Origin of the sequence: Paractinoplanes lichenicola (genome assembly GCF_016785085.1) — a bacterium.
GTDB lineage: Bacteria > Actinomycetota > Actinomycetes > Mycobacteriales > Micromonosporaceae > Actinoplanes > Actinoplanes lichenicola.
Genome location: NZ_JAENHO010000001.1, coordinates 112,380 through 139,133, shown reverse-complemented (window position 1 = coordinate 139,133; position 26,754 = coordinate 112,380). Strand labels below are relative to the sequence as shown.

Here is a 26,754-nt window from a genome sequence, read left to right as displayed (position 1 = left end):
GGCCGGGGTGCGGGGTGCGAGCCCGAGGGCGGGCCGGGCGGTGTGTGCGGCTGAGCAGTCGAGAGCCGTGCGGCGCGCCGTGTGTGCGGATGGGCGGTCATGAGCAGTCGAGAGCCGGCGGCGCGCCGTGTGTGCGGCTGGGCGGTCATGAGCAATCGAGAGCCGTGCGGCGCGCCGTGTGTGCGGGTGGGCGGTCATGAGCAGTCGAGAGCCGTGCGGCGCGCCGTATGTGGGGCTGGGCGGTCAAATGCTGAGGGCCTCCGTCGGGGTCAGGCGGGAGGCGTGGACGGCCGGGCAGACGCCGGCCACGATGCCCACCAGTGCCGAGCCGCCCAGGCCGGCCAGGGTGGCGGGCAGCGGCACGAAGACGGGCCAGGCCTGATGGGTGGCGTAGGCGGCGGTCAGCAGCACCCCGAGGGCGGTGCCGGCGACGCCACCGAGGACGGAGAGCACGGCCGCTTCGGTCAGGAACTGGGCCCGGATCTGGCCGCGGGTGCTGCCCAGGGCGCGGCGCAGGCCGATCTCGGCGCGGCGTTCGAGCACCGAGACGACCATGGTGTTCGCCACGCCGACGCCGCCGACCAGCAGGGCCACGGCGCCCAGGCCGAGCAGCAGCACCGAAAACGTCGCCTCGGTGGCCCGCTTGGCCGCCAGGGCGTCGGACGGGCGGGTGACCCGGACGTTGTCGGGCGCGGCCGGGTCGACCGTGGCCGGCAGGACCCCGCGCACGGCTTCGAGCAGGGATTCCTGGGCCCGTACGTAGATGGTGGTGGGGCGGTTGTCGAAGCTGAGCACCTGGCGGCCGGCCGGCCAGCCGACCAGCACCGAACGGTCGACGTCGGGGGCCAGTGGGATCGGGTCGAGCACGCCGGTCACGGTGAACCAGCGTTTGCCGATGATGACCTGCGGGGCGGGGCCGGTGGCGGGGAGGGTGTCGAAGCCGAGCCGGGTCGCGGCCACTGCGCCCAGCACCACGGCCGGGAAGCCCTGTTCGGCCGGGGTGAGCCAGTGGCCGCTGCGGACCCGGGCGTCGAGGACGGCGAGCAGGTCGGGCTGGGCGGCCCGTACGGTCAGGCCGGAGCCGTCCCGGGGATCGGTGCGGTCGGAGCGGCGGACGATCGCGCCGGTGGTGGCGGTTGCGCTGGCCGCGGTGACGGGGGCGATCCGTTCCACCATGGCGACCGACTCGGTGGGCAGCCCGGCCGCCTCGCCCTCGTGCTGGGCCGGGACGACCTCGAGCAGGTCGACGCCGAGCGCGGCCAGTTGCTCGTCCAGCGCGGCCTGGCTGGAGGCGGGGATGCCGGTCACCATGACCATGGTGGCGATCCCGATCGCGATCCCGAGGGCGGACAGGGCCGCGCGCGTGCGCCGGGTCCGGATGCCGAGCAGACCCAGCTCCAGCAGGTCGAGTGGGTTCATTGGGGGGTCACCAGGCGGCCGTCGAGGATTTGTGCTTGGCGGGGGAGGGCGGCTGCGATGTCGCGGTCGTGGCTGATGAGGGCGATGGTGGTGCCCTCGGCGTTCAGGCGGCGCAGCAGGTCGAGCACGGCCTGGCTGTTGCGGGTGTCCAGGGCGCCTGTCGGCTCGTCGGCCAGGACCAGCGCCGGGCCGTTGACCAGGGCTCGGGCGATGGCCACACGTTGGCGTTCGCCGCCCGAGAGCTGGTGGGGGCGGTGGTCGACCCGGTGGGACAGGCCGACGCGGGCCAGTGCCTCCAGGGCCAGCGGGCGGCGCCTGCGGCGGGGCACACCGGCGTAGAGCAGGCCGGTGGTGACGTTCTCGGTCGCGGTCAGGGCGGGGGTCAGGTGGAACTGCTGGAAGACGAAGCCGAGCCGGCGGGCGCGCAGGTGGGACAGGTGGCGGTCGGAGAGGCGGGCGACGTCCTGCCCGTCGAGGAGCACCGAACCGGAGGTCGGGCGGTCCAGGGTGCCCATGATGTGCAGCAGCGTGGACTTGCCGGAGCCGGACGGGCCGACGATGGCCAGCAGGTCGCCGGGGTCGATGGTGAGCGTGACCCGGTCGAGGGCGGTGACGCCGCCGGGATAGACCATGCTGGCCGAGTGGACGGCGAGCACCGGGGTCATGAGGTCGTCACCACGCGGGTGCCCGCGGTCAGTCCGGTGCCGCTGATCTCGACCAGGCCGCCGGCGAACATGCCGGTCTCGATTGCGACCATGCCGGCCCCCTCGACCTGTACGGCGTAGCCGCCCTCGGCCAGCGCGAGCAGGGCGCCGACCGGTGCCACGAGCACGTCGGCGTGGGTCTCGGCGGGGAATTCGACCTGGACGGGCGCGGCGTCGAGCCGGGCCACCGCGGCCGGCTTGTCGAGCCTGATCGAGACGGTCACCGTGGGTGGGGAGCCGTCTTCACCCGCCCGTACGGTGGTGGCGACCCCGCCGACCCGGCCCGGCACGGTGCGCTCGTCGGGCAGCCGTACGGTGACCTTGTCGCCGCGGTGGATCGAGCCGGCCTCGTCCGGTTCGGCCTGGACGGTGACGACCTTCGCGACCGGGGTGACCGTCATCAGCGGGGCCTCGGCGGCGTCACCGGTCAGCGCGGCCAGCGACTCCACCCGCACCGCGCCGGTCAGCACGGCCACGTCGCCGGGGCCGATCGTGCCGGTGACCGGGAGCCCGATGTCGTCCTGCCAGCGCTTGATCGCGGCGACCAGGGACGCGGTGAGCACGTCCTCGCCGGCCCGGACCTCGACCCACACTAGGGGTCGAGCGGGCGAGGTGGTGGAACGCCGGGTGGGCGAAGCGGCGGCGGACGGCCGGGTGGGCGAAGCGCCGGGAGGCGGGGTGGGTGAAGCGGCGGGCTGCCGCACCCGGTCGCCCGGAGAGTAGCGGCGGCCGACCGAGTAGCCGAGCGCCTTCAAGTTCTCCCGCACGACCCGGACGTCCCGGCCGACCAGATTAGGCTGCGCGAGCGGCCGGAACAGCGGAAGCGTCCCATAGAAAACCGGCACCGCCTGGTCGTTGATCCGGTACAGCGTCTTCCCCCGCGTCATCACCGTGCCCGGCGCCGGCAGCCACGTCACGACACCCGGCTTCCCCCCTTTGACCGGCCGCGCGGTGCCGTACCCGAGCTGCCCGGTCAGCGCGACGCTCGACGTCAGGTCCTGCCGGGCCAGCGCCACGGTGGCCGCCTCAGCCGGGGCAGGAGCGGCCGAGGGTGAGGCCGTGAAGACGTCCCGCCCGAACCAGCCCCCGCCCGCCAGGACGGCCACCACCACGGGAACGGCCCAGATTTTGCGCATGCGGCGCATGATGACCGAACATATTTAGGAACCTGTTAGCCTGCCTCCCGGAATGGTCGGCGGCCCTTATAGTCGTCGCCGTGCGCGCGTATTTGCTGATCGCCGAGGACGATCCCGCTCAGGCCGAGGGGATGCGTCGTTATCTCGTCGCCGACGGCCACGAAGTGGTGGTCGTGCACGACGGGCGGGCCGCGCTTCAGCAGGTCAGGCAGCGCCCGCCCGACCTGCTGGTGCTCGATGTGATGATGCCCGAGCTGGACGGGTTCAGCCTGAGCCGGATTCTGCGCGACGAATCCGAGATTCCCATCCTGATGCTGACCGCCCGTTCCGGCGAGGACGATTTGCTGTCCGGTTTCGACGGCGGCGCCGACGATTACCTGACCAAGCCGTATTCGCCGCGGGAATTGGTGGCCCGGATCCGGGCGCTGCTGCGCCGCAGTCACGGGCGGGCTGACGCCGCCGCCCCGCTGACCGTCGGCGGTCTGGTCGTCGACGCCACCCGGCACGAGGTCCGCCTCGACGGCGCCCCGGTCGAGTGCACGCCCGGCGAGTTCGCCCTGCTGGCCGCGCTGGCCGCCGCCCCGGATCGGGTCTTCACCCGCGCCCAGCTGCTCAAATACACCAACGGCGTGGAGCGCGACTCGGTCGAGCGCAGCGTCGACGTGCACGTCCTCAACCTCCGCCGCAAGATCGAGCCCAATCCGCGCCGCCCGTCCCGGCTGGTCACCGTGTACGGCGTCGGTTACAAGCTCACCGCCGGGCCGGCCTGATGGACGTCCCGCGCGTGCCGCCGTACCGGAGCCTGACTTTCCGGCTGCTCGCCGCCTCGCTGGCCATCGCCGCGGTGGCCGTGCTGGCCACGGCCTGGCTGGCCTCGCAGTCGACCTCGCAGACCATCAAGCAGCAGCTGGGCCGGTCGCTGAGCGAGGACAAGAGCGTCTACGACGAGCTGCTGGCCTACGCCGCCACCCATCAGGACTGGTCGGCCGTGCAGCCCGTCGTGGCCGCGCGCGCCGCGAAGCTGAACCGGCGGATCACCCTGCTGACCGAGGACCGGCAGACCATCGCCGACTCCGCGACCGGGCCCTCGCTCGCGGCCGCCCGCCCGTCCGCGACCGTCGACCCGCTGGCGGTCGACCTGGGCCTGACCGGGCGCACCGGGCGTATCGACCCGCGGATCGTCGGGCCGTACCGGCTGACCGCGGCCGAGCAGCGGACGATGCGCGACCAGCTGGCCGCCGCGCGCTCGTGCCTGGACAGCTTCGGCAGCACGGGCGAGGTCGTCACCGGCGCCCACGCCCGTCCCAAGGTCGTCGTGACCCAGCTCGGCAAGCAGACCGCCACGTGCCCGCTGACCCCGCCGGTGGCCAAGTCGGAGGAGCGTCCGCTGGCCGCGCTGCGCAAGCTCGTCGCGGCCTGCGCCGGCGAGAAGGACGCCGAGCAGGTGGGCATCGCGCCGGACCTGACGGTCATTGTCGTCGACCCGGACCTCGGGCTGGCCGACCGGGACCGGACCGCGCGCGCCGCCGGCTGCCTCGACAAGGCCCGGCGCACCCAGCTCGAGCCGTACGTGGCCCCGCCCGCGCTGCTGTTCGTGACCGATCCTGCCGACCCGGCCGCCGAGCCGGTCTTCCCGCTCTCGCGCGAGAACCTCGTCCGGACGGGCACGGTCACCGCCGTTGTGCTGCTCCTGGCCGTGCTGGTCACCGTGCTGGTCGGGCGGCGGCTGGTGCGGCCGCTGCGCGCGCTGACCGAGGCGGCCCGGCGGCCCGGCGACTACCAGCGGGTGCCCGTCACCGGCCGCGACGAGATCGGCTCGCTGGCGGCCGCGCTCAACGAGCTGGCCGATCGGCGCGAGCAGTCCGAGCAGCAGCGTCAGGCCATGGTCAGCGACGTCGCCCATGAGCTGCGCAACCCGCTGACCAACGTCCGCACCTGGCTCGAGGCGGTGCGCGACGGGCTGGCCACCGTGGACGGCCCGGTGCTGACGCTGCTGCAGGACCAGACCGCCCAGCTGCAGCACATCGTCGACGACCTGCGGGATCTCGCCGCCGCCGACGCGGGCACGCTGCGCATGCACCCCGAGCCCACGTACGTCAACGACACCGTGGACCAGGTGGCCGACGCCCACCTGCCCAACGCCGCCACCGCCGGGGTGCGGCTGGTCACCGAGCACGACGGCGATCCCGTGGTGACGGTGGACCCGGTGCGGCTGCGGCAATTGGTCGGCAACCTGCTGTCCAACGCGATCAGGCACAGCCGTACGGGCGGCACGGTCACCGTCCGTACGGGGGTCACGAACGGACGGCTGGCGATCGCGGTCGCCGACACCGGGGAGGGCGTCGCCCCCGACGATCTGACCCGGGTCTTCGACCGGTTCTGGCGGGCCGACGAGTCACGTTCGCGCAGCACCGGGGGCAGCGGTCTCGGCCTGCCGATCGCCCGCCAGATCGCCACGGCCCACGGCGGCGACCTCACCGTGACGAGCGAATCGGGCGTGGGCACCACCTTCACGGTCACCCTGCCCGCTTAGGTCCTGTTTCGTAGTTGGGGTGGGTGCGAGGCCGGGTCCAGATTTCGTCTGGTGGTGGCCCGGGGAAGCCTGGCTCCCGGTGTTGGAACCTGGCTTTCGCGGGACGCCGCCAGGCGGGATCTGGGCCCTGCCGCAGCCCCGCCCCAACTGCGAAACAGGGCCTAGCCCCGGCTACCCTGCCCGGCATGACGATGCCCACGCAGAACGACGTGCTCGGCTATTTCGACACGCTGTCGAACTGGGGGCGGTGGGGCGACGACGACGAGCTCGGCACGCTCAACCTGATCACCGACGACGTTCGGGTGGCGGCGGCACGCGCGGTGCGTCACGGGCGGAGTGTGTCGTGTGCGTGGGAGGTCACCGCGCCCGGCGATCTGGAGAGATCAACCACCACGTGCCCGTACGCGGTGAAGATGCCGGGCGCCGAGCAGATGCCGGCCCGGTTCCACGCCGACGAGCGCTGGGGCTTCACGAACGAGCGGCTCGGCATCGCGTACCACGGCAACACCATCACCCACCTCGACGCGCCCTGCCACATCTTCTGGGACGGCCGCATGTACAACGGGCGCCCGCATTCGATGGTCGACGCCGAGACGGGTTCGGCGTGGGCCACCGTCACCGCGGCGGCCGCCGGGATCGTCACGCGAGGTGTGCTGCTGGATGTCGCGGCGGTTCGCGGGGTGCCGTGGCTCGAGCCGGGGCAGGGCGTGTTCCCGGCCGACCTCGAGGAGGCCGAGCGGCGCCAGGGCGTACGGGTGGGCTCGGGTGACGCGGTGCTGTTGCGGACGGGCCGTGGCCGGGTGCGCGACGAGGCGAGCGGTTTCGACCAGGCCGGCTGGCACGCGTCCTGCCTGCCCTGGCTGCATGAACGGGGGGTCGCGCTGATCGGCGCCGACACCCCGCAGGACGTGCAGCCGTCGGGCTACGCGGGCGTGCTGATGCCGGTGCACGCGGTGAGCCTGGTCGCGATGGGCCTGTGGATGCTCGACAACTGCGACCTGGAGGCCTGCGCGGCGACGGCGGCCGAGTTGGGACAGTGGGACTTCCAGCTCGCCGTCGCGCCGCTGCGGCTGGCCGCCACGTCGGGCAGTCCGGTGAATCCGATCGCCACCTTCTGAACCCGGACGCGGTAAGCCGCGCCGTCCGGACGATCGGTCGGTTGATTCGCGGACAAAAGGGTACTAATTGGAGTTTTGCGTGGTTGATTCTTCCTGGTCGCACCGTCGCGGCCATCGTTGAGGAAGAGAGCCACATGCGCATCACTAAAGCCGCCGTCGTCACCGCAGTGCTGCTCGGCGCGGGCGGGCTCGTCGCGGTGAGTCCCGCCGTTCAAGCAAGCCCGCCCGCAGTCGCCGGCCTGTCGCCCGAGCTGCAACGCCTGCTCGATCAGGTCGGCCGGCACGTCTCGCTGCGCGCGTTGGCGGCCGACGGCACCCTGGCCGGGCTGCAGCGGGCCACCCGGACGGCCGATCCGAGCAGTCTCGACCTCACCGCCGAGGAGGCCGACCGGCCCCGGTCCGGCAAGGTCGGCACGCCGGGCAAGACGTTCGACATGGCCTGGTTCGAGCGCAACCTGCGGGCCGCGCTGGCCGGCAGGACCGTCGGGTACGCGTATTCGATCGGCAAGAACGGCCAGCTGGACCGGCAGGCCGGGGTCGGCTTGGCGCGGGTGGCGCCGGACAACCCGGTCACCGCCCAGTCGGCCACCAAGGCGATGACCATCGCCAGCGTCAGCAAGCCGGTCACCACGGCGGCCGTGCTGCGCCTGCTGGAGCAGAAGAAGATCTCGGTCGACAGCGGGATCGGGCCGTGGCTGCCGTCGGCCTGGAAGCGCGGCGCCGGCGTCGACAAGATCACGTTCCGGCAGCTGATGACGCACACCAGTGGCCTGCTGCAGAACTACCAGACCGCCACCGGCACGACCGGCGGCAAGTCGACCGGCTCGTGGGACAACATCCGCATCGCGATCGGCCAGGACTCGGGGTCGAAGGGCTTCAAGTACGCGAACATGAACTTCAGCATCTTCCGGATCATGGTGCCGAAGATCGCGTACGGGGTGGATCTGAGCCCGCAGTACGACGCGCCGCCGGCCAACGTCACCGCGGCGCAGATCGACTACCTGACCGGGATCGTTTTCCTCGGTTACCTCAAGCCGGTCCTCGAGCTGGCCAAGGCCTCGGTGGGCTGCGCCAACTCCGATCCCAACCCGACCAAGCTGTACGCGTTCCCGACCGGCGGCCAGGCCGGCTGGGGCCCGGCCGACTACACCACCGGCTGCGGCGGCTACGGCTACAACATGTCCGCCAACGGGATCACCTCGTTCCTGTCGCACATCCGCTACACCGACAAGGTGATCTCGGCGGCCGCGCGCAAGCTGATGGTCGACGAGAACGTCGGCATGTATTCGTACACCGGCGCCTACGGCACGTACCACGGCCACAACGGCGTCTGGGCGCAGTCCGGCAACCGGGGGATGCGCAGCTGCGCCATGTCGTTCCACATCCACGTCGACGCGTCGCTGCTGGTCAACAACCGCGGCGACTACCCGAGCCCGTGCGCGGTCCTGCTCGACGCGTTCGACAACGCCTGGCACTGACGAGCGGCGCACGCTAAAGGGTTCCTGACATCAGTGTGTGAAGGTGCGCGCCATGTCGCACAGAACCCTGCTCAGTTGCCTTGTCGTCGTCACGCTGTTCGCCGCCGGGTGTGCCGGCGGGGGCACCGAAGAGGTGCCCGGCGTCGCCACCCTGCAGTCGGCGGCGCCGGTCGCACCGTCCACAGTCGCCGCGCCACGACCGGTGTTCCCGTTCGACGCGAGCGACGACGACCGCCTGGCGATGGCCAAGCCGTGGGAGGACTGCCTCGTCCGCAAGGGTGGCGCGAAGTTCAAGGGCAACGCCGAGGTGCTCATCGTCAAGGGCGGCGTCTACACCGAGGACGCGCGCGAGAAGGCCGTCTACAAGGCCTGCGAGCCCCAGCAGCCGGAGACGTACGAGGAGCACCAGCGGCGCACCGACCTCACGACGTTCAGGGACAACCAGCGTAAGTGGTACAAGTGCGCCCAGGACGCGGGTTACCGGCTGACCGCGCCCGACCCCGGCACCGGCGAGTTCGGCCTCACCGAGGTCGGCCCGAACGGCGACTACAACTCGCCCAAGATTCAGGAGTGCCGCCGCAAGGCCTTCGCGGGCTGACTACCATCCTCGGATGCTGCTCGTCCCGCACGATGTTCTGCGTCCCCGCCAGCCTGATGAGCACTTCGCCGAGGAGGCGGCCGCCGCGCCGGTCGTGGGGCTGGTCGACCACGACGCGCTCGCGGCGGGTGACGCCGAGCGGGCGGTCGCGCGGGTGCCGGCGTACGGGGAAGCGGTTGTCTATCGCGGGTGGATGCTCAGTTCCTTCGCGTACGCCGGGTTCGCCGCGGCCCTGGCCACCAAGGGGCTCACGCTGCGGACCGGCGCCGCGGAGTACCGAAGGGCGCACGAGTTGCCGGGCTGGTACGACGCGCTGGCCGCGTTCACGCCGGAGACGCGCTGGACGAGCGGCGACGGCCGGGACGCGTTCGAGGCGGCCCGGGCGGCGCTGGGGGAGGGGCCGGCGGTGCTGCGCGACTACACGAAGTCGATGAAGCACCACTGGGACGAGGCCGCGTACATCCCCGATCTGGCCGACGCTTCACGGGCGTGGAAAGTCGCCCAGCGGATGCGTGAACTGCGCGACGACGAGTTCACGGGCGGCTTCGTGTTGCGGCGCTTCGAGAAATTCGAGCAAGCCGAGGCCCGTACGTGGTGGGTCGGCGGGACGTGCCGGCTGGTGACCGCCCATCCGGACACCCCCGACGACTTGCCGCCGCTGGAGCTGCCGGCCGGGTTGGCGGACGCCGTGGCCGGGCTCGCTCTGCCGTTCGTCACCGTCGACCTGGCCCGCCGGGCCGACGGCGTGTGGCGCGTCATCGAGCTCGGCGACGGGCAGGTCAGCGATCGCCCCGCGACCACCGCGGCCGCCGATCTCGTCGCGATGGCGCTGGACAAAAATTAGGACCCCCGGGTCGTGGCGGGCACGAATCTCCGAACTACAAGCCTGTTCTTCGCTCTCCGATCTTGCCGCTGAGCTGCACGAACATCATGGTGGAAAGAGCGGCCCGGCCGGTGGCAGCAATGCGGCAGAACTGGATAGCCATCCGCACCCACCGCCGGGCCTGGTCCATGTGCTAGACGTGACGCATGCGAATCCTGGTGCTGGGCGCGACCGGCAATGTGGGCCGAGCGGTCGTGGCGGCCGCTCTCGCCGCCGGACACGAGGTGCGTGCGGTATCGCGTGGCGGCGGCGACCTGCCGGAGGGTGCCGATGGCTACGTGGGCGACCTCGACGACGCGTCCACCCTCACACGAGCGGTCGACGGCGTGGAATCCGTCTTCACCCTGGCCGGGTACGGCGGCCTCGCCGAGACGTTGACCGACGCGGGCCGGGCCGGGGTCCGGCGGGTCGTCCTGCTGTCGTCGTCGTCCGCGCCGTCGGGCAAGCGGGACAACGCGGTCGCCAAATATCACCTCGAGTCGGAGGACTCCGTCCGGGCGTCGGGTCTCGAGTGGACGATCCTGCAGCCCAACGCCTTCATGTCCAACGCGTTGCGCTGGCGGCCGCAGATCCTGGCCGGCGAAGTGATCCGGGAGCCGTTCGGCGACGTCGCGTTGTCCGTCGTCGACCCGGCCGACATCGCCGGGGTGGCCCTGCTCGCCCTGACCAGTGCCGATCACCACGGACGGTATTACCGGCTCAGCGGGCCCGAGGCGCTGACCGCGGCCGAACGGGCCGAGATTCTGGGTGCCGCGCTCGGTCGCGCGCTGACGGTGGAGGTGCCGTCCGACGAAGAGGCTCGCGAGGGGGTTCCCCCGGCCTACGCCGACGCGTTCCACGAGTTCTATCGGGGTGGCCTGATCGACGAGACCACCGTGCACCCGACCGTTGAGCAGCTGCTGGGGCGGCCGCCCGCCGCGTTCGCCGACTGGGCGGCGGCGAACAGCCATCGGTTCGCCGAATGAGGGCGCGACCAAAAAGGCCAAAACGACCTTCGCGACCGTAAGAGTGACCTGCGCCACTGTTGGCAGCAGCATCGGCGCATGCGGACCAGACACAGCCGGATTCTCGCCGCGATCGCGGTCGCGGGCCTGCTTCTCGCGGGTTGCCAGAAGGACACCGCGGGCGGCGGCAACGCGTCCGGGGCGGTCGACTACCCGAGCAAGACGCTGCAGCTGATGGTGCCGGCCGCGCCCGGCGGGGGCTGGGATCTGACGGCCCGCACGATGCAGAAGGCGATGACCGACGACAAGCTGGCCACCAAGCCGGTCGAGGTCTACAACGTCACCGGGGCCGCGGGGACGATCGGGCTGGCCCAGCTCGTCAGCAAGAACCGCGGCGACGCGCACCACCTGATGGTGATGGGGCTCGTCATGGTGGGCGGCGTGGTGGCCAACAAGTCGCCGGTCAAGCTCGACCAGGTCACCCCGATCGCGACGCTGACCGCCGAGCAGGAGGTCGTCGTCGTCCCGGCCAACTCCAAATACACGACGCTCAAGCAGCTCATGGACGACGCCAAGGCCAACCCGGCCTCGATCAACTGGGGTGGCGGGTCGGCCGGCGGCACCGACCAGATCCTCGTCGGGCTGCTGGCCAAGGCGGCCGGGGCCGACCCCAAGGCGATGAAATACGTCGCCTACTCCGGCGGCGGCGAGGCCAAGGCGGCCCTGCTCGCGGGCGACCTGACGGCGGCCGTGTCGGGGCAGAGCGAGTTCAAGGACCTGGTCGCGGCCAAGAAGGTGCGCGCGCTGGCCGTCTCCGGGGCCACCGGCGTCGACGTGGGGGAGGGCAAGCCCGCGCCGACCATCAAGGAGCAGGGCTTCGACGTCGACCTGATGAACTGGCGCGGGGTGGTGGCGCCGCCCGGCATCAGCAACGGGGACAAGGCCGCGGTCACCGCGTTCGTCGACAAGCTGCACGGCTCGGCCGGGTGGACGGCCGCGATGAAGGCGCAGGGCTGGGAGGACTTCTACAAGAGCGGGGACGAGGCGTCGGCCTTCTTCGCCAGCGAGAACGAGCGGATCACGACGGTCCTGACCGACATCGGGCTGGGCTAGATGACGGTCCGCACCGAGCCGGGCCGCCGCTGGAATTCCCAGACACTTCTGGCGGCGGCCCTTCTCATCGTCGGCGGGCTGCTGCTGTGGTCGGCGGTGCGCGCCGAGGGCGACTTCGGCCTGCAGGGACCGCGCCTGGCCCCGGTTGTCATAACGTCAGCCTGGGTGGTGGCGGCCGCAGTCCACTTGATCATGCAGCTGCGGCCCCGGCCCGAGGCGCAGGAGGAGGCGCGGGCAGGCGAGGAACATGAGCCAGACAGGCCCGGCTGGCTCGCCCCGCTAGGCGTCCTGGCCGCCCTGGCCGGCTTCGCGATCGCTTTGGAATACGCCGGATTCGTAGTCTCGGCCGCCCTGTTCACGGTCGTCACCGCTCGCGTCCTCGGCAGCCGAAACCTGCTCCGCGACGTGATCGTGGCGATCGTCCTGCCCATCGCGATCTACCTCAGCTTCACCCGCCTGCTCGACATCTTCCTGCCGGCGGGGGTGTTCCCGCTGTGAACGTCTTCGGCGACCTGCTCTCCGGCTTCGGCACCGTCCTGCAGCCGGAATACCTGCTCTTCGCGGCCATCGGCGTCACCCTCGGCACCTTCGTCGGCGTGCTGCCCGGCATCGGCCCCGCGCTCACCATCGCGCTGCTGCTGCCGGTCACGTTCAGCCTGGACGACCCGATCGGCACGTTCATCATGTTCGCCGGCATCTACTACGGCGCCATGTACGGCGGGTCCACCACCTCGATTCTGCTCAACACCCCGGGCGAGTCGGCGTCGGTGGCCACGGCCATCGAGGGTTATCAGATGGCTCGCCGGGGACGGGCCAAGGCCGCGCTGGCCACGGCGGCGATCGGCTCCTTTGTGGCCGGCACGATCTCGACCCTGCTGCTGAGCCTGTTCGCGCAGCCGGTGGCGAAGCTGGCCACGACGTTCCGGGCGGCGGACTACTTCGCGCTGGCGCTGCTGGCCATGGTGGCCGTCACGGCGTTGGTGGGGCGTTCCCTCGTACGGGGTCTGCTGTCCTTGATCTTCGGTTTGTTCCTCGGGGTGATCGGCATCGACGGGCTGACCGGCCAGGCCCGCTTCACGTTCGGCACGATGGAGCTGCTCGAGGGCATCGACGTCGTGGTGGTGATCGTCGGGTTGTTCGCGATCGGCGAGACGCTGTTCGTGGCGAGCCGGATGCGCAGCCTGCCCGAGCACATCACGCCGCTGGAACCGGGGTCGAGCGGCAAAGGCTGGCTGACCCGCGACGACTGGCGGCGCTCGTGGGGTCCGTGGCTGCGCGGCACGGCGGTCGGGTTCCCGTTCGGGGCCCTGCCCTCCGGCGGCGCCGACGTCCCGACGTTCCTGTCCTACACGTACGAGAAGCATCGGGCCAAGAACAGGGCCGAGTTCGGCAAGGGCGCGATCGAGGGGGTCGCCGGCCCCGAGGCGGCCAACAACGCGGCGTTCTCCGGCGTACTGGTGCCGCTGTTGACCTTGGGCATCCCGACCTCGGCCACGGCGGCGGTGATGCTGGCGGCGTTCCAGATCTTCAACCTGCAGCCCGGCCCGCAGCTCTTCGACCGCTCGCCCGAGCTGGTGTGGGCGCTGATCGCCTCGCTCTACGTCGGCAACGTGCTGCTGCTGGCCCTGAACCTGCCGTTGATCCGCGTGTGGGTCAAGGTCCTCCAGATCCCCAGACCCATCCTGTACGCGGGGATCCTGGTCTTCGCCACGCTCGGTGTCTACGCGTCGACGGGCAGCGTCAACCAGGTCTTCATCGCGTACGGGATCGGGGTGATCGGCTTCGGGATGCGGCACTTCGACTTCCCGATCGCGCCGGTGATCCTGGGCCTGATCCTCGGGCCGATGATGGAGCTGCAGTTCCGCCGGGCGCTGCTGGTCTCCAACGGCGACCTGACCGTCTTCGTGACTCGCCCGCTGACCGCGATCCTGCTCGGACTGGTCGTCGTGGCGCTGCTCGTGCCGTATCTGCCGCGGATCGTGGCCCGGCTGCGGGGCCGCTCCACCGACACCAAGCGGCTGACCTTCGCGGAGGAGGATTGAAACTAGGTGACGCCCAGCCGGTTGAGGACGCGCGCCACCCGTTGGCTCTCGTCTGCGATGAACCGGCGGAAGTCGTCACCGGCCAGATAGGCACCCGTCCAGCCGAACCGGTCGCGGGCCCCCACCCAGTCCGCGGATGCTTCCACCTCCGCGAACAGCGACCGGATCGCCTCGGCGTCCCTCGCCGGCAGTCCCGGTGGCGCGATCAGCCCGCGCCAGTTGCCGACGACGACGTCGAGCCCGGCCGAGCGTACGGTCGGCACCGCCAACCGGCCGACCGTACGCTCGCTGGTCACGGCGAGGGCCCGCAGCTGTCCCGACTCGATCTGGTCGGCGTATTCGCTCAGCCCCGACAGCGCGAACGCCACCTGGCGGCTCAGGATCGCGGCCAGCAGGTCGCCGCCGCCGTCGTGCCGGGTGTAGGCCACGCGGGCCGGGGAGAGACCGGCCGCCTCGGCGAACAGCATCGCGGCCAGATGGTCGGGGCCGCCCACGGCCGAGCCGCCGCCCACGCGCAGGCCGGGATCGGCGCGCCAGGCCTCGACGAGCTCGTCCAGGCTCCCGTACGGGGAATCGCGTGTCACGACGACGATGGCCGGCTCCTGCACGAGGCGGCAGACCGGTGTGGTGCTCGGCAGGACGGGCGGCTGACCGGCAGCCAGCTCGGCGCCGACCAGACCGAGGCCCATGAGCATGACCAGGTGGCCGTTGCCGTGCTCGTAGGCCAGCCGGCGCAGCCCGACGACGCCGCTCGCGCCGGGCAGGTTGAACACCTCGACGCCGCGCGCGACGCCCGACGACTCCAGCGCGCGGGCCAGCACCCGGGCCGTGATGTCGTAACCGCTGCCGGGCGGATTGGGCGCCATCAGCCGCAGGTCGTCGCGGGGCCGGGCGCAACCGGCGAGGGCCGCGGCCAGCGCGGCGCTCAGCATCGTCCGCCTTCGCACCGTTTACCCCCTTGCGTTCACCGCCCGGAAACATTGTGCTGTGGACGGTCCCACACTCGGCAAGGAGGCGTCACGTGCGGCATCGACTGTCGTTCGCCGGTCAGCTGTTGTTGCTGCAGCTGGCCATCGTCCTGCTGGTCGTCGGGGCCGTCGCCGCGGTGTCGATCGCCGAGGCCGACGCGTCGTTCCGGCGGGTCGAGGGGGAGCGGCTGCGCTCGGTCGGCGAGAACACGGCGATCAACCGGACCGTACGGCTGGGGTTGGACAACCCGCTCGGCCGCGAGGCGCTCGAAACCGTCGCCGAGAGCGCCCGGGCCGTCTCCGGAGCCTCGTACGTGGTGGTGGCCGACGCCGCCGGCATCATCGTGACCGGCCCCGACGCCGGCCGCGCGGCGCCGATGGGGGAGAGCACCGGCCTGACCGGACGGTCGTGGGTCGGCGTGATCACCGACGGCGCCAAGTCGCTGGCCGCGCACGTGCCGGTGCTCGACGAGCGGACCGGCGCGTTCATCGGGCTGATCATCGTCGGGCGCACCTATCCGACCCTGGTCGAGCAGCTCGGCACGGCGGTCACGAACCTGGTGACGTACCTGGTGCTCGGCATCGCCCTGGGCGTCGGGGGCTCGCTGCTGCTGGCCCGGCGGGTCAAACGGCAGACCCTGGGCCTGGAACCACGCGAGATCGCCGGGCTGGTCGAGCACCGCGAGGCCATGTTGCACGGCATCAAGGAGGGCGTGATCGGCACCGACTCGGCGCATCGGGTGACGCTGGCCAACGACGAGGCGATCCGGCTGCTCGGCATGCCCACCGACCTGGTCGGCCGCTCGCTGGAGGAGCAGCGGCTCGAACCGGCCCTGCTCGACGTGCTCACCGGCCGCTCCGAGGGCGTCGACCAGGTGGTGCTGAGCGACGACCGGGTGGTGGTGCTCAACCGGCAGCCGGTGGTGATGCGCGACCGTACGGTCGGGTCCGTCACCACCCTGCGCGACCGCACCGAGCTGACCGCGCTGCGCCGCGAGCTCGACGTCAGCCGGCACACCACCGACACGTTGCGCGCGCAGGCCCACGAGTTCGTCAACCGGCTGCACACCATCGCCGGGCTGGTCGAGCTGGGCGAGCACGACGAGGTGGTCCGCTACATCACGCGCACGAGCGAGCTGCACGAGAGCCTCGACCGCGAGGTGACTCAGGTCGTACGGGACACGGCTTTGGCGGCGCTGCTGATCGCCAAGGCCAGTCTCGCGAGCGAGCAGGGGGTGACGCTGTCGATCGGCGAGGGCACCGACCTGCCGCCCGTCGACGACCGGCTCTCGGCCGACCTGGTCACGGTGGTGGGCAACCTGATCGACAACGCCTTCGACGCGCTCGCGCCGGGCGGGTCCATTGCGGTGACCGTACGGGAGGAGGGCGGCGAGGTGGTGGTGACGGTGACCGACAGCGGGCCGGGGGTGGCGCCCGACCTGGCCGAGCGGGTCTTCCAGCAGGGCTACAGCACCAAGGACGCGCAGCAGGGGCATCACGGGCTCGGACTCGCGATGATCCGGCTGATCTGCGTGCACCGCGGGGGGAGCGTACGGGTGTCGGGGTCGACTTTCACGGCCCGGTTGGGGGCGTCGTCGTGATCCGGGTGCTGGTGGTGGACGACGACTTCATGGTGGCCCGGATCCATCGGGGGTACGTCGATCGGGTTCCGGGTTACACGACGGTCGGCACTGTGCACACGGGGACTGACGCGCTGGATCAGGTGGCTACGCTGCGGCCGGATCTGGTGCTGCTGGACATCTATCTGCCTGATCTGAGCGGGCTCGAGGTGCTCAAGCGGCTGCGTGCGGGCGGGGACGGGCCCGACGTGCTGGCGGTGACGGCGGCCCGGGACGTGCAGACCGTGCGGACGGCGCTGCACGGGGGAGTCGTGCACTACCTGCTCAAGCCGTTCACCTTCGACGTGCTGCGGGACCGGCTCGAACGGTACGCGGCGGCGTACGGGCGGCTGGCTTCGTCGGCCGATGTGGACCAGGCCGACGTCGACGACCTGTTCGTGGCCTTGCGGACCACGGCGGCGCCGCTGCCCAAGGGGCTTACCGCCGATACTTCGGGGCTGATCGCGGACGCTATGCGGGCCAGCGACGGTGACCTGTCGGCGGCGGAGTGCGCCGAGCGGATCGGGTTGTCACGGGTCAGCACGCGGCGCTACCTGGAGCATTTCGTCGCGGCGGGAAAGGCGGAAGTGCGTTTACGGTACGGGTCGGCGGGGCGCCCGCAGCGGCGGTATCGCTGGGTCGGGTAGTTGGCGGCGCGTTCTACCTTGAAGACGTGACGAACGGCAACGACGATCGCCGGAACGCTCCACCCGCCGACCCCTGGCTGGAGACGGCACCCACTTCACCGCTCGGTTCTTTCCCGTACGCGGAAACGCTCTTCGACGCCCCACCGGCGCAGCGAAACCGGCGCTGGTGGTGGTTCGCCCTGGTTGCGCTGGCCCTGGTGGGTTGTGTCGGCGGGCTGTTGCTGAACCCGTTCTCCGGCTCTCCTTCGACAGAGGCCACCGCTCCTCCCACCTCGGCCACCGCCGCTCCCACGTCGGCCGCTGCTTCTGCCTCGGCCGCCGCTGCCCCGGCCCGGGTCACGGCCAAGAACGTCACGCGGCCGCCCGCCGACGAGGTCGTCTATCTGGTCACCTCGACCAACAAGGGCGACGTAGCCAGCGTCTCCTACACCGACCAGGACCGCGACATCATCCGCAAGGGCGAGGTCAAGCTGCCTTGGCGCCACACCTTCCGGATCACCGGCGACAAGCCCCCGCTGGTGATCGTGGCCCAGCGCAAGCAGGGCGGCACCGGCCCGGTCACCTGCTCGATCACCTTCCGCGGCAAGGAACTGTCGAACGCCGTCCAGCGCGGCCGCTACGCCTCGCCGCAGTGCTCGGGCTAGAAGTCGGCGCTGGCCTTGGCCGTGACGGGCGGGATGCCGATCTCCTCGACCGGGATGACGACCGACGGTTCACGGGTCAGCCGGGCGGCGGTGATGCTCTCGAGGCGGAACCACTTGATGACCCCGCCGGCGCGCCCCACTAAGAACCACGACCCATCCGTACGGGCGAGGAAGACCGGGTCGACCCGCACGTCGTCCACGACCAGCACTCGTCGTTCGTGGAGCGCGCGCTCGACCGTACGGCGGATGCGGGCGTCACTCGGCGGGTCGGTGTAGTCGATCCAGACCCGATCGTTGACCAGGGTGGCCCGCTTGCGGGCCTGAGTGTCCATCACGCTCAGGGCCTTGACCAACGCCGCCCGGGCATAGCCGTCGAACGGCTGCCCCCGATGCGCAGCCACGGCGGCGGCCAGCCCCGCAACCTCGGCATCCGTGAAGTTGATCGGCGGCAGGGTGGCGGCCTTGTCGACGACGTAACCCCCGCCCGGCCCCGGCCGCGCCCAGACCGGGAAACCACCCTGCTGCAGGGCCGCGATGTCCCGCTTGATCGTGCGCGTGCTGACCTCGAACACTTCAGCCAGCCGCTCGGCGGTACGCCCGGCGGGGCCGGCCCTGCGCAGCTCCTCGCGCAACGCGTACAGCCGATCGGTGCGGTTCATCGGCAAATAGTGACATGACGGTGACATCAGTGCCCAAGAGGATGGTGGGCATGAGCATCCTTTTCCTCAGCGGCGCCGGCCTCCCGTCCTGGATCTGGGACGACGTCCGAGCCCAGCTGGCCACCGGCTCCCGGGTCGCCGCCCGGCCGGCCTCGCTCGAGGGCGCCGGGCTGCGCGACTACGCCGAAGCCGCACTGGCCTCCGCGCCCGAGGGCCGCTTCGCGATCGTCGCCCACTCGGCCGGCGGCGTTGTCGGCGCCGAGGTCGTTCGACTGGCCCCCGAGCGGGTCAGCGGCTTCCTGGCTGTGTCGGCGGTGATCCCCCGGCCCGGCGGCTCGTTCCTGTCGTCGATGCCGGCGCCGAACCGCTGGGTGCTCAGCGCGGTGATGCGGCTGGCCGGGACGCGACCGCCGGCCTCGGCCATCCGCGGGGGTCTCGCGCACGGCCTCGACGGCCAGGTCACCGAGCGGCTCATCGCCGACTTCGTCCCCGAGCCGGCCGCGCTCTATCGGGACCGAGTCGGCGACCACTCGTGGAGCGGTCCGCGCGGCTACGTCTTCACCGACCGGGACCGCGAGCTGCCGCTCGCCGTGCAACGCCGCTCAGCCCAGCAGAAGGGCGGCGCCTCCTACCACCTGAACACCGGCCACCTGCCGATGCTGGAGAACCCTAAGGCTTTGGCGGATCTGATTAATCAGTTCCTCGCGGTAGAGAACACGCCGGAAGCTTTTTGACCGCGCCTTCCGTTGCTCGTCCCGCCCTTACCGAGAAATCAAACCTGTCCACAGCGGAGCTTCATGGAAACCCGCGCTGCCGACAACTCGGGCCGTAGCTTGACGGCGAGGTAGTGGTTTGTTCGTAAGTTGGGCACCAGATGTCGCCGAGTTCGGCGCCACGAAGATCTAACCTATCGTGTTCGCAAGTTTGGGCCCTGCCAGTGGGACTTGCTCCCGCTTCGTCGGCCGGCGCCTCGTTCACGCACGGTGAGGTCATCTGAGGTAGTGCACGCCTTGTCTGCGGCAGATCCGGATGTCGTGCAACATCGACCGGGGACTCAGCGAGCATCCTTACACGCTTCATGTAACAAGTGTTGTTACAGTTCCCTCGTCGCCGCGAAAGCCATTCGAGAATGGCATGATCTTTTGTTGGTGGGCAATATGGGAGGCGGGGATAATTGTTGGCATGCGGTACCAGCAGCTTTCCTTTTTCACCCGGCCGGTGACTGCTGCGATGCGGGATCGTACGAAAAAGCGGAACTATTCTCCGTCGGGGGATGAGTTTCGCCGTGAGCACGCGCGTCAGAGGCGGTGGGGCCTCGCCCGGCGGCACGGGTGGAAGTTGTGCCGGTCGCAGGGCTGTTCCGAACGGTGCGCCGAGCTGGGCCTGCATGACCAGGTCGCGGCGATCCCGCCGCTGATCTGGCCGGAAGGGGCCAGCTGCGCACGACCGTCAGCGCCGGCGCCGGGCGCAGACGTCGCGGCGGTGCGCCGCACGAACCAGACCGCCGAACCGGCCGTCGCGGCAGCCGGTGATCACGACCGGCAGTGCGCTGCGCCGCGTTCGGCGGATCAACCGGTTGCCGCTGGTCAGGTGTCCGCTGCCTCGCTTGCACAGCCAACGCCCAGCAACACTCCCGCGCGCATAACGCAAGCCGCGCCCGTCACGCGGGCCGCACCCGCACTCCAAGATGCGTCGTCGGCTTCAAGCGAGGCCGCAACCTACAAGACTGTCACCCCAGCCGCCCAGCAGCAGCGCGATGAGAGGGCCGAGGGTGTTCTGCATGATGACGGCCGAGCGCAAGCCATACTCGCGACTCAAGCCGGACGTGCGAGCCCGGTGCACAGCGCCCGCCGACCCGCTCCCGCGAACCGAGCCAGTCTCACGCGCCAGAACCGCGGCCACCGGCCGAAACCGAACCATGATGACCAGCCGGCACTATCAACAACTACGCGACGCCGACACACCGACCGAACCCGAAACGCACCATTGAATCACCGACGTCGCCCACCAAACAGCAGAAAACAACACGCTCGACAAAAGCAGAAACAAACGCAGCGCACCCACGCAACGGCCTCAGGATAGAGCACCCGGAATGGCTCGCGCCGATATGACCAAGACACGCTCATCGGCAGATCCGCGTATTCGCACTCAGAGTGGTTTCACGATCGCGTGCCCGTAGCGTGAGCGGCTCCAGGTGGACCGTCGGGCGCCAGCCTGTGATGCCGGTTCTCACGGACGTCGTGGCGGGCAGTATCGCCAAAGTGGTGCCTAAAGTCGCGAACATCTGGTGCCCGATGTGGCTCTGGCGCCAAGGTGGCTTGCCGCTCGTCTCTGCGGGCGGGGGAGGCGGTGGCTGCTCAGCGACCTTGACAACTCGGACGAACGGCCAGGCGGTGGTGTGAGGGCTGACCCGAACGCGGCGTTCAGCGGGTCTGTGTCGGAGGCGGCTGGGGTTACGCCGCGGTTGGTGCGTCCTCGTCGTAGGCGGCTGGGGTCACGCCGTAGACCAGGCGCAGGATGGCGTCGGTCAAGGTGTCGAGCAGTTCGTCCTCGTTGTGGGCGCCGGGATTCGCGTACGCGTCGGCGAACGTGATGCTGCGCAGGTTGACGGCCATCTTGGCGATCAGGTCGGGCGGGCCGGGCACCGTGCGGCCGGCCTGCGCGTCGCGTTCGATGCGCTTGCTGAACAGCGTGCAGCCCTGGTCGATCAGCCGGTCGCGGACGTGTTTGACCTCGGGGCCGGGGTCGGGCGTGATGAAGGCCTCGCGCAGCCAGCGGCCGTCGGCCTTCCAGCGGGCCAGCCCCGCGGTCAGGCCCCGGCGCAGCGCGTCGCGGTCGATGCCGTCGGCGGCGAGCCATTCGGCCATCTCGAGGTCGGCCTCGGCCAGGTTTTGATCGACCAGCGCGGCCAGCAGCGCCTGCTTCGACTCGAAGTAGAAGTAGAACCCGGAGCGCGCGATGCCGGCCGCCCCGGCCAGCTCGTCGATCGTGACCTGGGCGATCGACTTCTCCCGGAACACGGCCCGGGCCGCGTCGACCAGGGCCTGCTCACGCTGGTCGCCTTTGGTGGGGGCCCGGCGGCTCTTGATGGCTGGCACACGACGACTGTAAACCAATCGACGTCACATCGTGAATTTTCGACACGGTGTTGAGAAAGCTGGACGACGGGTCTAGCGTTCGGGCTCATGACCTTCAAAGCACGCCTCGTGCTTCCCGTCGCCTGCTACGCGGTGCTGCTCGTCTCGGCGCTGCAGACCCTCGTGGTGCCGGTCGTCGCCAACATCCAGGCCGACCTCGGCGTCACCACCAGCGCGGCCAGCTGGGTGGTGACCGCCAACCTGCTCGCCGCCGCGGTGCTCACGCCGACCCTGGGCCGGCTGGGCGACCTCTACGGCCGCCGCCCGGTGATGCTGGGCGTGCTGATCGTCGTGCTGCTCGGGTCGGTGCTCGCCGCCACCACCTCGAGCCTCCCGCTGCTGCTGATCGGCCGGGTGGCCCAGGCGGCCAGCTTCGGGCTGTTCCCGCTGGCCATCTCCGTGCTCCGCGAGGAGCTGGCGCCCCAGCGCCTGACCGGGGCGATGGCGCTGGTCAGCGGCATGCTCTCGGTCGGCGCCGGCTTCGGCCTGGCCGTCACCGGCCTGCTGATGCGCGACGGCGGCGACTATCACGACCTGTTCTGGCTGGCCACCGCGCTGACCGTGGTCGGCCTGGCCGGCGTGTGGCAGCTGCCGCGTCGCGCCGGTGCGGCCACCGGCCGCCTCGACTGGGCGGGCGCGGCCCTGCTCGGGCTGGGCCTGGTGCTGCTCATCCTGCCGCTCGAGGAGGGCAACGGCTGGGGCTGGGGGTCGGCCCGGGTGCTGGGCTCGCTGGCCGCCGCGGTCGTCGTGCTGTTCGCCTTCGTCCTGTACGAGCGGCGCGTCACCCACCCGCTGGTCAGCCCGCGGATGCTCAGCCACCGCCCGATCGTGGTGGCCAACGCGGCCGGTCTGTTCCTCGGCTTCTCGATGTTCGCCGTCTTCCTGGCCGTCTCGGCGCTGGTGCAGACCCCGCCCGAGCTCGCGGGCTACGGCTTCGGCGCCTCCGTGCTCGCCGCCAGCCTGGTCTACCTGCTTCCCGGTACGGCCCTCGGTGTGGTCACCGCGCCCCTCGGCGGCCGGCTGGTCGCCCGCTTCGGCGCCAAGGCCACCCTGGTGATCGCGGCGATCCTGGCCGCCGCCGGTTTCGGCCTGCTCGCCGCGCTGCACTCGGCCACCTGGCAGGTCATCGTGGGCGCCCTGATCGTGAACACGGCCGTCACTTTCGGGTACGCGGCCCTGCCCGCCCTGCTCGTGGCCCACGTCGCGCCGGCCGAGACCGGCATCGCCAACAGCGTCAACTCGATCGCCCGCTCGGTCGGCATGTCGCTGGGCACCGCGTTCGTCATCACGATGATGACCCGCCCGGGCGCGGGACCGGCCGCGCTGCCCCACGAATCCCAGTTCAACGCGGTCTTCATGACCGGCGCCGGCCTGGCCCTCGTGGCCGCCGCCGTGGTCGCGTGGGCACTTCCCCGCGTACGGGAACCGAAGCTCACGGTCGCCGAGGTGGAGACGGACGAGGTGCTGGGCGCGGCCGGCCTGAGCGTGCCGCGAAGCTAGTCGAGGAAGCCCGCAGTGGTCACGAAGACGTAGGCGCCGACCGAGAAGGCGAAGAAGACCAGGCCGGCCACGACCGCCATCATGCCGCCGTCGCGCTCACCGACAGGCATGGCACGCTTCGGGTCGGCCGGGTCGTACACGATGTCGATCGGCTCCTCGGTCAGGTGCGACACGTTGCTGGCCCGGCCGTCGAGCGCCGTCCGCACCTCGCGACCCTCACGCGTCCGGAACCGCACCACCGGCCGGAACGTGTCGCCGCTCTCCGGGTTGGACATCCGCTGATTCCCGTCGACGACCGCGGTGATCCGCTCCCCGTCGGCGAGCAGTCGCCGGACCCGCTGCCGCCGCCGGACCCCCAGCACGATCGCCAGCAGCCCGAAGACCGCCGGCGCCCCCACGACCAACGCGACCACGAAATACTCGAAGCCCCTCGATTCATCCCCCACGCCCGAAACGGTAAAGGAACCTGTCCACAAACCGCCGTCCACCCCGGCCTGGCAGGATCGAACGCGTGGATGACGCCGCCCCGGTACCGATCGAAGGCCCCGAGATGCCGGCGCCGCTGCGCCTGCCGCGCGAGCTGATGGCGGAGCCGGCCGCGGTCGAGGGAGCCCCGCCGCGGGTCTTCGTCGAGGTGGTCGGGCGGCGGGCCTTGCCTGACGACGTCGATCGGGATGACGTCGAGGATCTGGTCGCCGGCGTGCTGGGGCCGGACGGCGAGATCACCGGGGCGGGCGGCGGAGCGAGCGGATGGAATCTCGACATCGAGGTCGACCCGGCCCGCGCCACCGAGCTGGTGCGCCTGATCGCGGCCGCGCTGGTCGAGCAGGACCTGGGCTGGGTGACGCTGCGCTCGGAGGACGAGGCCACGGGGCGGGCTGCCGCCGAGATGGCCGGGCAGTAGCCGGGGTGTCAGGTGTGCAGGGTTTGGCTGGGGCGGCGGCCGAAGGCTGACCGATAACTGGCGGCGAAGCGGCCCAGGTTGGTGAAGCCCCAGCGATACGCGACGTCGGCCACCGTGTCGCCGCTGGTGGGGTCGGCTGCTTGGAGGTCGCGGTGGGCGCGTTCGAGGCGTACGTGGCGCAGGTAGCCGACCGGGGTCATGTCGAGGTGGCGGCGGAAGCCGGTCTGCAGGGCGCGTACGCCGATGCCGGCCGCGGCCGCGATGTGGTCCAGGGTGATCGGGTCGGCGGCGTTCGCGTCGATGTAGGCGACCGCGCGGCGGATCACGGCCGGGGCCAGCGGGCCGGGGCCGGCGACGTAGGCCACGGCCATGGTGGAGTTCGGAAAGGCGGTCAGGGCGGCCGTGGCCGCGGCGTCCACGGCGGCGGTCAGCATCAGCGGGTGGATGCCGGAGTCGCCGGGGGTGGACAGGATCCGGGTCAGGTAGGTGACCGTGGCCGCCCAGCGGCGGTTGGCCGCGGCCGAGATCGGGGTCATCGCGTCGAACCGGAAGTCGACCGGGTCGACGCCGAACCGGGCGGCCATGCGCGCGAAGGCCGCGACGGGCAGCTGGGCGACCTGCTGCGTGGTCCTGTCCATGATCAGGTCGAGGCTGCTGCCGGTCGGGAGGAGCAGCGAGCCGCCGGTGCCGACGCGGGAGTGCTGCCGGCCCGCGGTCACGTCGAAGTGGCCGCCGAGCACCGAGACGAGCAGGATCGACTCGAACGGGTCGGTGGTGATCGCCATCCGGGCCCGGTATTGCGCGCGGTCGACGGTCAGGTCGCCGGCCGTGGCCGAGCGGGACCAGAACCGGAAGCCGCGCGGGTCGCCGACCACCCGCGGGCTGTGCTCGACGTAACGCCGGCTGAACAGGTCGTGCACCTCGGCGAGGTCACGCGACTCCATGACGGCGCGCGCGATCGGAACGAGCGCTGACACTCGCGCAGGATACGGCCCTCACCCCGTACGGCGAAGGTCTGTCAGCCGGAAGGATGAGGCCGGACAAGTTCGTAGAGTGAGGCGATGGGAATCGACTTCGCCCGATCGGAAAGATCGCGTCTAGGGATCGAGTGGGAGATCGCCTGTGTCGACCGGCGCAGCGGTGAGCTGGCCCCCGCGGCCCCGGAGCTGCTCGCACGGATGGGACCGCCCGACGGCTTTCCGCATGTGACGGGCGAGTTGCTGACCAACACGATCGAGATCGTCAGTGCGCCGCATCACCGGGTGAGCCACGCCGTCGACGACCTGACGCGCCTGGTCGAGCGGGTCAGCGCGTACGCGGAACCTCGGGGTATTGATCTTGTCTCGTCGGGCACGCACCCGTTCAGCCAATGGTTCCGGCAGCAGGTGACGCCGGGCAAGCCGCGCTACGACACGCTGATCGACCGCACCCGGTGGTGGGGCCGGCAGATGATGATCTGGGGAGTGCACGTGCACGTCGCGGTGGAGGACCGCCGCAAGGTGCTGCCGATCATCGACGGGCTGCTCACGTATCTGCCCCACTTCCAGGCACTCAGCGCGTCCAGCCCGTTCTGGGCGGGCGAGAACACCGGGTACGCCTCCAACCGCGCCCTGATGTTCCAGCAGCTGCCCACGGCCGGGCTGCCGCCGCAGTTCACCGAATGGTCGCAGTACGAGGCGCTGGCCGCCGACCTGCTGCACACCGGCGTCATCGAGGAACTCAACGAGCTGCGCTGGGACATCCGGCCGTCGCCGAAATGGGGCACGATCGAGGTCCGTACGTTCGACGGCATCCCGACGGCGTGGGAGATCGCCGCGCTCGCCGCCCTGACCCAATGCCTGGTCGAGCACTTCTCCCGCGAGCTCGACGCGGGCCGGGGCGTGCCCCCGATGCAGCCGTGGTTCGTGCGCGAGAACAAGTGGCGGGCGGCCCGCTACGGCATGGAGGCGATCATCATCCAGAACGCGGCCGGCGACGAGCTGCTGGTGACCAAGGACCTCGAGCAGCTGCTGCCGTCACTGGCGCCGATCGCCGAGTCGCTGGGCTGCACGGCCGAGCTCGAACGCATCCGCGACATCATCTCGGCCGGCGCGAGCTACCAGCGCCAGCTCCGGGTGGCCGCGGCCAACGACGGCAGCCTCAAAGCGGTGGTGTCATCCCTGGTCCGCGAGCTGCGCGACGGCCATCCGGGCTAAGACCGGTTCCCCGTACGCCGGGCGAAGTCGTCCACGTCGGGCATGTGCCGCTCGGCCCACTCGCGCAGTGCGGCCAGCGGCTCGTCCAGCGACCGTCCCAGCGCCGTCAGCCGGTAGTAGACCCGCGGCGGCACCGAATCCTCGACCCGGCGGTCGACCAGCCCGTCGGCCGCCAGGGCGCGCAACGTCTGCGACAGCATCTTGTGCGAGATGCCCGGGACCCGCCGCAGCAGCTCGGCAAAGCCCAGCTCGTCGCGGCCGGCCGTCGGTTCGTTCCCCGATCGCGAGGCGCGGCCCGTCACGTCCTGACCGGCCTCGGCCAGCACTTTCACGATCATGGCAACCCATTTGCTGCCGACCCGGTCGAGCAGCCGCCGCGTCGGGCAGGCCGGATCGAACAGATCGCCCCGGCGGGCAGTCACCACGGGGTTACCACCTTTCGGCGAGGTGCGCTCTTCCGAGCCAGCCTAACCGCTCCTACGGTTACCAGGTAACTGATGGTTACCCCTAAGG

The 26,754-nt window shown here is 71.1% G+C and carries 26 protein-coding genes; 17 read left to right on the top strand and 9 right to left on the bottom strand.

The window, feature by feature from the left end; translation table 11 throughout:
* Positions 1 to 243: 243 nt before the first annotated feature.
* From JKJ07_RS00700 to JKJ07_RS00690, 3 genes are read right to left on the bottom strand one after another with little or no spacing between them, the layout of a single operon-like run.
* On the bottom strand, positions 244 to 1,419 hold the full coding sequence (locus JKJ07_RS00700) for an ABC transporter permease (RefSeq protein ID WP_202989173.1): 1,176 nt from the start codon (positions 1,417 to 1,419) through the stop codon (positions 244 to 246).
* Complete coding sequence (locus JKJ07_RS00695) at positions 1,416 to 2,084, bottom strand: ABC transporter ATP-binding protein (RefSeq protein WP_202989172.1); 669 nt, start codon at positions 2,082 to 2,084, stop codon at positions 1,416 to 1,418. Before JKJ07_RS00695 ends, JKJ07_RS00700 begins: the two co-directional genes overlap by 4 nt.
* Positions 2,081 to 3,259 (bottom strand): efflux RND transporter periplasmic adaptor subunit, encoded by a 1,179-nt coding sequence (locus JKJ07_RS00690; RefSeq protein WP_202989171.1) that lies wholly within the window; start codon positions 3,257 to 3,259, stop codon positions 2,081 to 2,083. The genes JKJ07_RS00695 and JKJ07_RS00690 overlap by 4 nt, the downstream gene beginning before the upstream one ends.
* An 80-nt stretch (positions 3,260 to 3,339) precedes the next feature.
* On the opposite strand from JKJ07_RS00690, the gene JKJ07_RS00685 reads away from it, so the two are divergent.
* The 10 genes from JKJ07_RS00685 (at position 3,340) to JKJ07_RS00640 (ending at position 13,968) form a co-directional block, all read left to right on the top strand.
* Entirely contained in the window at positions 3,340 to 4,029 is a 690-nt protein-coding gene (locus JKJ07_RS00685; RefSeq protein ID WP_202989170.1) for a response regulator transcription factor, read from the top strand.
* On the top strand, positions 4,029 to 5,792 hold the full coding sequence (locus JKJ07_RS00680) for a sensor histidine kinase (RefSeq protein ID WP_202989169.1): 1,764 nt from the start codon (positions 4,029 to 4,031) through the stop codon (positions 5,790 to 5,792). The genes JKJ07_RS00685 and JKJ07_RS00680 overlap by 1 nt, the downstream gene beginning before the upstream one ends.
* Before the next feature lie 185 nt (positions 5,793 to 5,977).
* Positions 5,978 to 6,910 carry a cyclase family protein gene (locus JKJ07_RS00675; RefSeq protein WP_236028147.1) on the top strand — a complete coding sequence of 311 codons (933 nt, stop codon included), beginning with the start codon at positions 5,978 to 5,980 and terminating at the stop codon, positions 6,908 to 6,910.
* Between the two features lie 134 nt (positions 6,911 to 7,044).
* Positions 7,045 to 8,388, top strand: a complete 1,344-nt coding sequence (locus tag JKJ07_RS00670; RefSeq protein ID WP_202989168.1) for a serine hydrolase domain-containing protein — start codon at positions 7,045 to 7,047, stop codon at positions 8,386 to 8,388.
* 52 nt (positions 8,389 to 8,440) lie between these two features.
* On the top strand, positions 8,441 to 8,986 hold the full coding sequence (locus JKJ07_RS00665) for a hypothetical protein (protein ID WP_202989167.1): 546 nt from the start codon (positions 8,441 to 8,443) through the stop codon (positions 8,984 to 8,986).
* Positions 8,987 to 8,999: 13 nt separating this feature from the next.
* Positions 9,000 to 9,830: an ATP-grasp domain-containing protein gene (locus JKJ07_RS00660; RefSeq protein ID WP_202989166.1), complete on the top strand. Its 831-nt coding sequence runs from the start codon at positions 9,000 to 9,002 to the stop codon at positions 9,828 to 9,830.
* A 185-nt stretch (positions 9,831 to 10,015) separates the two neighbouring features.
* A complete protein-coding gene (locus JKJ07_RS00655) occupies positions 10,016 to 10,834 on the top strand; it encodes an NAD(P)H-binding protein (RefSeq protein WP_202989165.1) in 819 nt (272 codons plus the stop codon).
* Positions 10,835 to 10,912: 78 nt separating this feature from the next.
* Positions 10,913 to 11,926, top strand: a complete 1,014-nt coding sequence (locus JKJ07_RS00650; protein WP_202989164.1) for a Bug family tripartite tricarboxylate transporter substrate binding protein — start codon at positions 10,913 to 10,915, stop codon at positions 11,924 to 11,926.
* Positions 11,927 to 12,424, top strand: a complete 498-nt coding sequence (locus JKJ07_RS00645; protein ID WP_202989163.1) for a tripartite tricarboxylate transporter TctB family protein — start codon at positions 11,927 to 11,929, stop codon at positions 12,422 to 12,424.
* Positions 12,421 to 13,968 (top strand): tripartite tricarboxylate transporter permease, encoded by a 1,548-nt coding sequence (locus tag JKJ07_RS00640; RefSeq protein WP_202989162.1) that lies wholly within the window; start codon positions 12,421 to 12,423, stop codon positions 13,966 to 13,968. The genes JKJ07_RS00645 and JKJ07_RS00640 overlap by 4 nt, the downstream gene beginning before the upstream one ends.
* A gap of 2 nt (positions 13,969 to 13,970) precedes the next feature.
* On the opposite strand, the gene JKJ07_RS00635 is transcribed toward JKJ07_RS00640, so the two are convergent.
* Entirely contained in the window at positions 13,971 to 14,915 is a 945-nt protein-coding gene (locus JKJ07_RS00635) for a Bug family tripartite tricarboxylate transporter substrate binding protein (RefSeq protein ID WP_307834074.1), read from the bottom strand.
* 74 nt (positions 14,916 to 14,989) lie between these two features.
* Here JKJ07_RS00635 and JKJ07_RS00630 point away from each other — a divergent pair, with 74 nt between their 5' ends.
* From JKJ07_RS00630 to JKJ07_RS00620, 3 genes are read left to right on the top strand one after another with little or no spacing between them, the layout of a single operon-like run.
* Entirely contained in the window at positions 14,990 to 16,537 is a 1,548-nt protein-coding gene (locus JKJ07_RS00630) for a sensor histidine kinase (RefSeq protein ID WP_202989161.1), read from the top strand.
* Positions 16,534 to 17,202, top strand: coding sequence for a response regulator (locus JKJ07_RS00625; protein ID WP_202989160.1), 669 nt, complete (start codon positions 16,534 to 16,536; stop codon positions 17,200 to 17,202). Before JKJ07_RS00630 ends, JKJ07_RS00625 begins: the two co-directional genes overlap by 4 nt.
* 26 nt (positions 17,203 to 17,228) lie before the next feature.
* Positions 17,229 to 17,846, top strand: coding sequence for a hypothetical protein (locus tag JKJ07_RS00620; protein WP_202989159.1), 618 nt, complete (start codon positions 17,229 to 17,231; stop codon positions 17,844 to 17,846).
* Here JKJ07_RS00620 and JKJ07_RS00615 read toward each other — a convergent pair.
* On the bottom strand, positions 17,843 to 18,505 hold the full coding sequence (locus JKJ07_RS00615) for a helix-turn-helix transcriptional regulator (protein WP_202989158.1): 663 nt from the start codon (positions 18,503 to 18,505) through the stop codon (positions 17,843 to 17,845). The genes JKJ07_RS00620 and JKJ07_RS00615 overlap by 4 nt on opposite strands.
* Before the next feature lie 50 nt (positions 18,506 to 18,555).
* Here JKJ07_RS00615 and JKJ07_RS00610 point away from each other — a divergent pair, with 50 nt between their 5' ends.
* Complete coding sequence (locus tag JKJ07_RS00610; protein WP_202989157.1) at positions 18,556 to 19,239, top strand: alpha/beta fold hydrolase; 684 nt, start codon at positions 18,556 to 18,558, stop codon at positions 19,237 to 19,239.
* A gap of 1,719 nt (positions 19,240 to 20,958) precedes the next feature.
* Here the strand turns inward: JKJ07_RS00610 and JKJ07_RS00605 are convergent.
* Positions 20,959 to 21,603: a TetR/AcrR family transcriptional regulator gene (locus JKJ07_RS00605; RefSeq protein ID WP_202989156.1), complete on the bottom strand. Its 645-nt coding sequence runs from the start codon at positions 21,601 to 21,603 to the stop codon at positions 20,959 to 20,961.
* 87 nt (positions 21,604 to 21,690) lie between these two features.
* Here JKJ07_RS00605 and JKJ07_RS00600 point away from each other — a divergent pair, with 87 nt between their 5' ends.
* Positions 21,691 to 23,142, top strand: a complete 1,452-nt coding sequence (locus JKJ07_RS00600; protein WP_202989155.1) for an MFS transporter — start codon at positions 21,691 to 21,693, stop codon at positions 23,140 to 23,142.
* Here the strand turns inward: JKJ07_RS00600 and JKJ07_RS00595 are convergent.
* Positions 23,139 to 23,588 (bottom strand): DUF3592 domain-containing protein, encoded by a 450-nt coding sequence (locus tag JKJ07_RS00595; RefSeq protein ID WP_202989154.1) that lies wholly within the window; start codon positions 23,586 to 23,588, stop codon positions 23,139 to 23,141. The two genes, JKJ07_RS00600 and JKJ07_RS00595, sit on opposite strands and share 4 nt — an antisense overlap.
* A gap of 65 nt (positions 23,589 to 23,653) precedes the next feature.
* On the opposite strand from JKJ07_RS00595, the gene JKJ07_RS00590 reads away from it, so the two are divergent.
* Positions 23,654 to 24,046 (top strand): hypothetical protein, encoded by a 393-nt coding sequence (locus JKJ07_RS00590; RefSeq protein WP_202989153.1) that lies wholly within the window; start codon positions 23,654 to 23,656, stop codon positions 24,044 to 24,046.
* Between the two features lie 8 nt (positions 24,047 to 24,054).
* On the opposite strand, the gene JKJ07_RS00585 is transcribed toward JKJ07_RS00590, so the two are convergent.
* The gene (locus JKJ07_RS00585; RefSeq protein WP_202989152.1) at positions 24,055 to 25,023 is read right to left on the bottom strand and encodes an AraC family transcriptional regulator; all 969 of its coding nucleotides are present in this window, start codon (positions 25,021 to 25,023) and stop codon (positions 24,055 to 24,057) included.
* 84 nt (positions 25,024 to 25,107) lie between these two features.
* On the opposite strand from JKJ07_RS00585, the gene JKJ07_RS00580 reads away from it, so the two are divergent.
* Positions 25,108 to 26,241, top strand: coding sequence for a glutamate--cysteine ligase (locus tag JKJ07_RS00580; protein ID WP_202989151.1), 1,134 nt, complete (start codon positions 25,108 to 25,110; stop codon positions 26,239 to 26,241).
* Here JKJ07_RS00580 and JKJ07_RS00575 read toward each other — a convergent pair.
* Positions 26,238 to 26,666: a winged helix-turn-helix transcriptional regulator gene (locus JKJ07_RS00575; RefSeq protein ID WP_307834073.1), complete on the bottom strand. Its 429-nt coding sequence runs from the start codon at positions 26,664 to 26,666 to the stop codon at positions 26,238 to 26,240. The two genes, JKJ07_RS00580 and JKJ07_RS00575, sit on opposite strands and share 4 nt — an antisense overlap.
* Between the last annotated feature and the right edge of the window lie 88 nt (positions 26,667 to 26,754).

Bases quoted from the DNA above. Each gene is read 5' to 3' on its own strand.
- JKJ07_RS00675 (WP_236028147.1), top strand. From the start codon at position 5,978: ATGACGATGCCCACGCAGAACGACGTGCTCGGCTATTTCGACACGCTG.
- JKJ07_RS00580 (WP_202989151.1), top strand. From the start codon at position 25,108: ATGGGAATCGACTTCGCCCGATCGGAAAGATCGCGTCTAGGGATCGAG.
- JKJ07_RS00650 (WP_202989164.1), top strand. From the start codon at position 10,913: ATGCGGACCAGACACAGCCGGATTCTCGCCGCGATCGCGGTCGCGGGC.
- JKJ07_RS00615 (WP_202989158.1), bottom strand. From the start codon at position 18,505: ATGAACCGCACCGATCGGCTGTACGCGTTGCGCGAGGAGCTGCGCAGG.
- JKJ07_RS00670 (WP_202989168.1), top strand. From the start codon at position 7,045: ATGCGCATCACTAAAGCCGCCGTCGTCACCGCAGTGCTGCTCGGCGCG.
- JKJ07_RS00660 (WP_202989166.1), top strand. From the start codon at position 9,000: ATGCTGCTCGTCCCGCACGATGTTCTGCGTCCCCGCCAGCCTGATGAG.
- JKJ07_RS00695 (WP_202989172.1), bottom strand. From the start codon at position 2,084: ATGACCCCGGTGCTCGCCGTCCACTCGGCCAGCATGGTCTATCCCGGC.
- JKJ07_RS00690 (WP_202989171.1), bottom strand. From the start codon at position 3,259: ATGCGCAAAATCTGGGCCGTTCCCGTGGTGGTGGCCGTCCTGGCGGGC.
- JKJ07_RS00680 (WP_202989169.1), top strand. From the start codon at position 4,029: ATGGACGTCCCGCGCGTGCCGCCGTACCGGAGCCTGACTTTCCGGCTG.
- JKJ07_RS00700 (WP_202989173.1), bottom strand. From the start codon at position 1,419: ATGAACCCACTCGACCTGCTGGAGCTGGGTCTGCTCGGCATCCGGACC.
- JKJ07_RS00610 (WP_202989157.1), top strand. From the start codon at position 18,556: ATGAGCATCCTTTTCCTCAGCGGCGCCGGCCTCCCGTCCTGGATCTGG.
- JKJ07_RS00645 (WP_202989163.1), top strand. From the start codon at position 11,927: ATGACGGTCCGCACCGAGCCGGGCCGCCGCTGGAATTCCCAGACACTT.
- JKJ07_RS00655 (WP_202989165.1), top strand. From the start codon at position 10,016: ATGCGAATCCTGGTGCTGGGCGCGACCGGCAATGTGGGCCGAGCGGTC.
- JKJ07_RS00665 (WP_202989167.1), top strand. From the start codon at position 8,441: ATGTCGCACAGAACCCTGCTCAGTTGCCTTGTCGTCGTCACGCTGTTC.
- JKJ07_RS00600 (WP_202989155.1), top strand. From the start codon at position 21,691: ATGACCTTCAAAGCACGCCTCGTGCTTCCCGTCGCCTGCTACGCGGTG.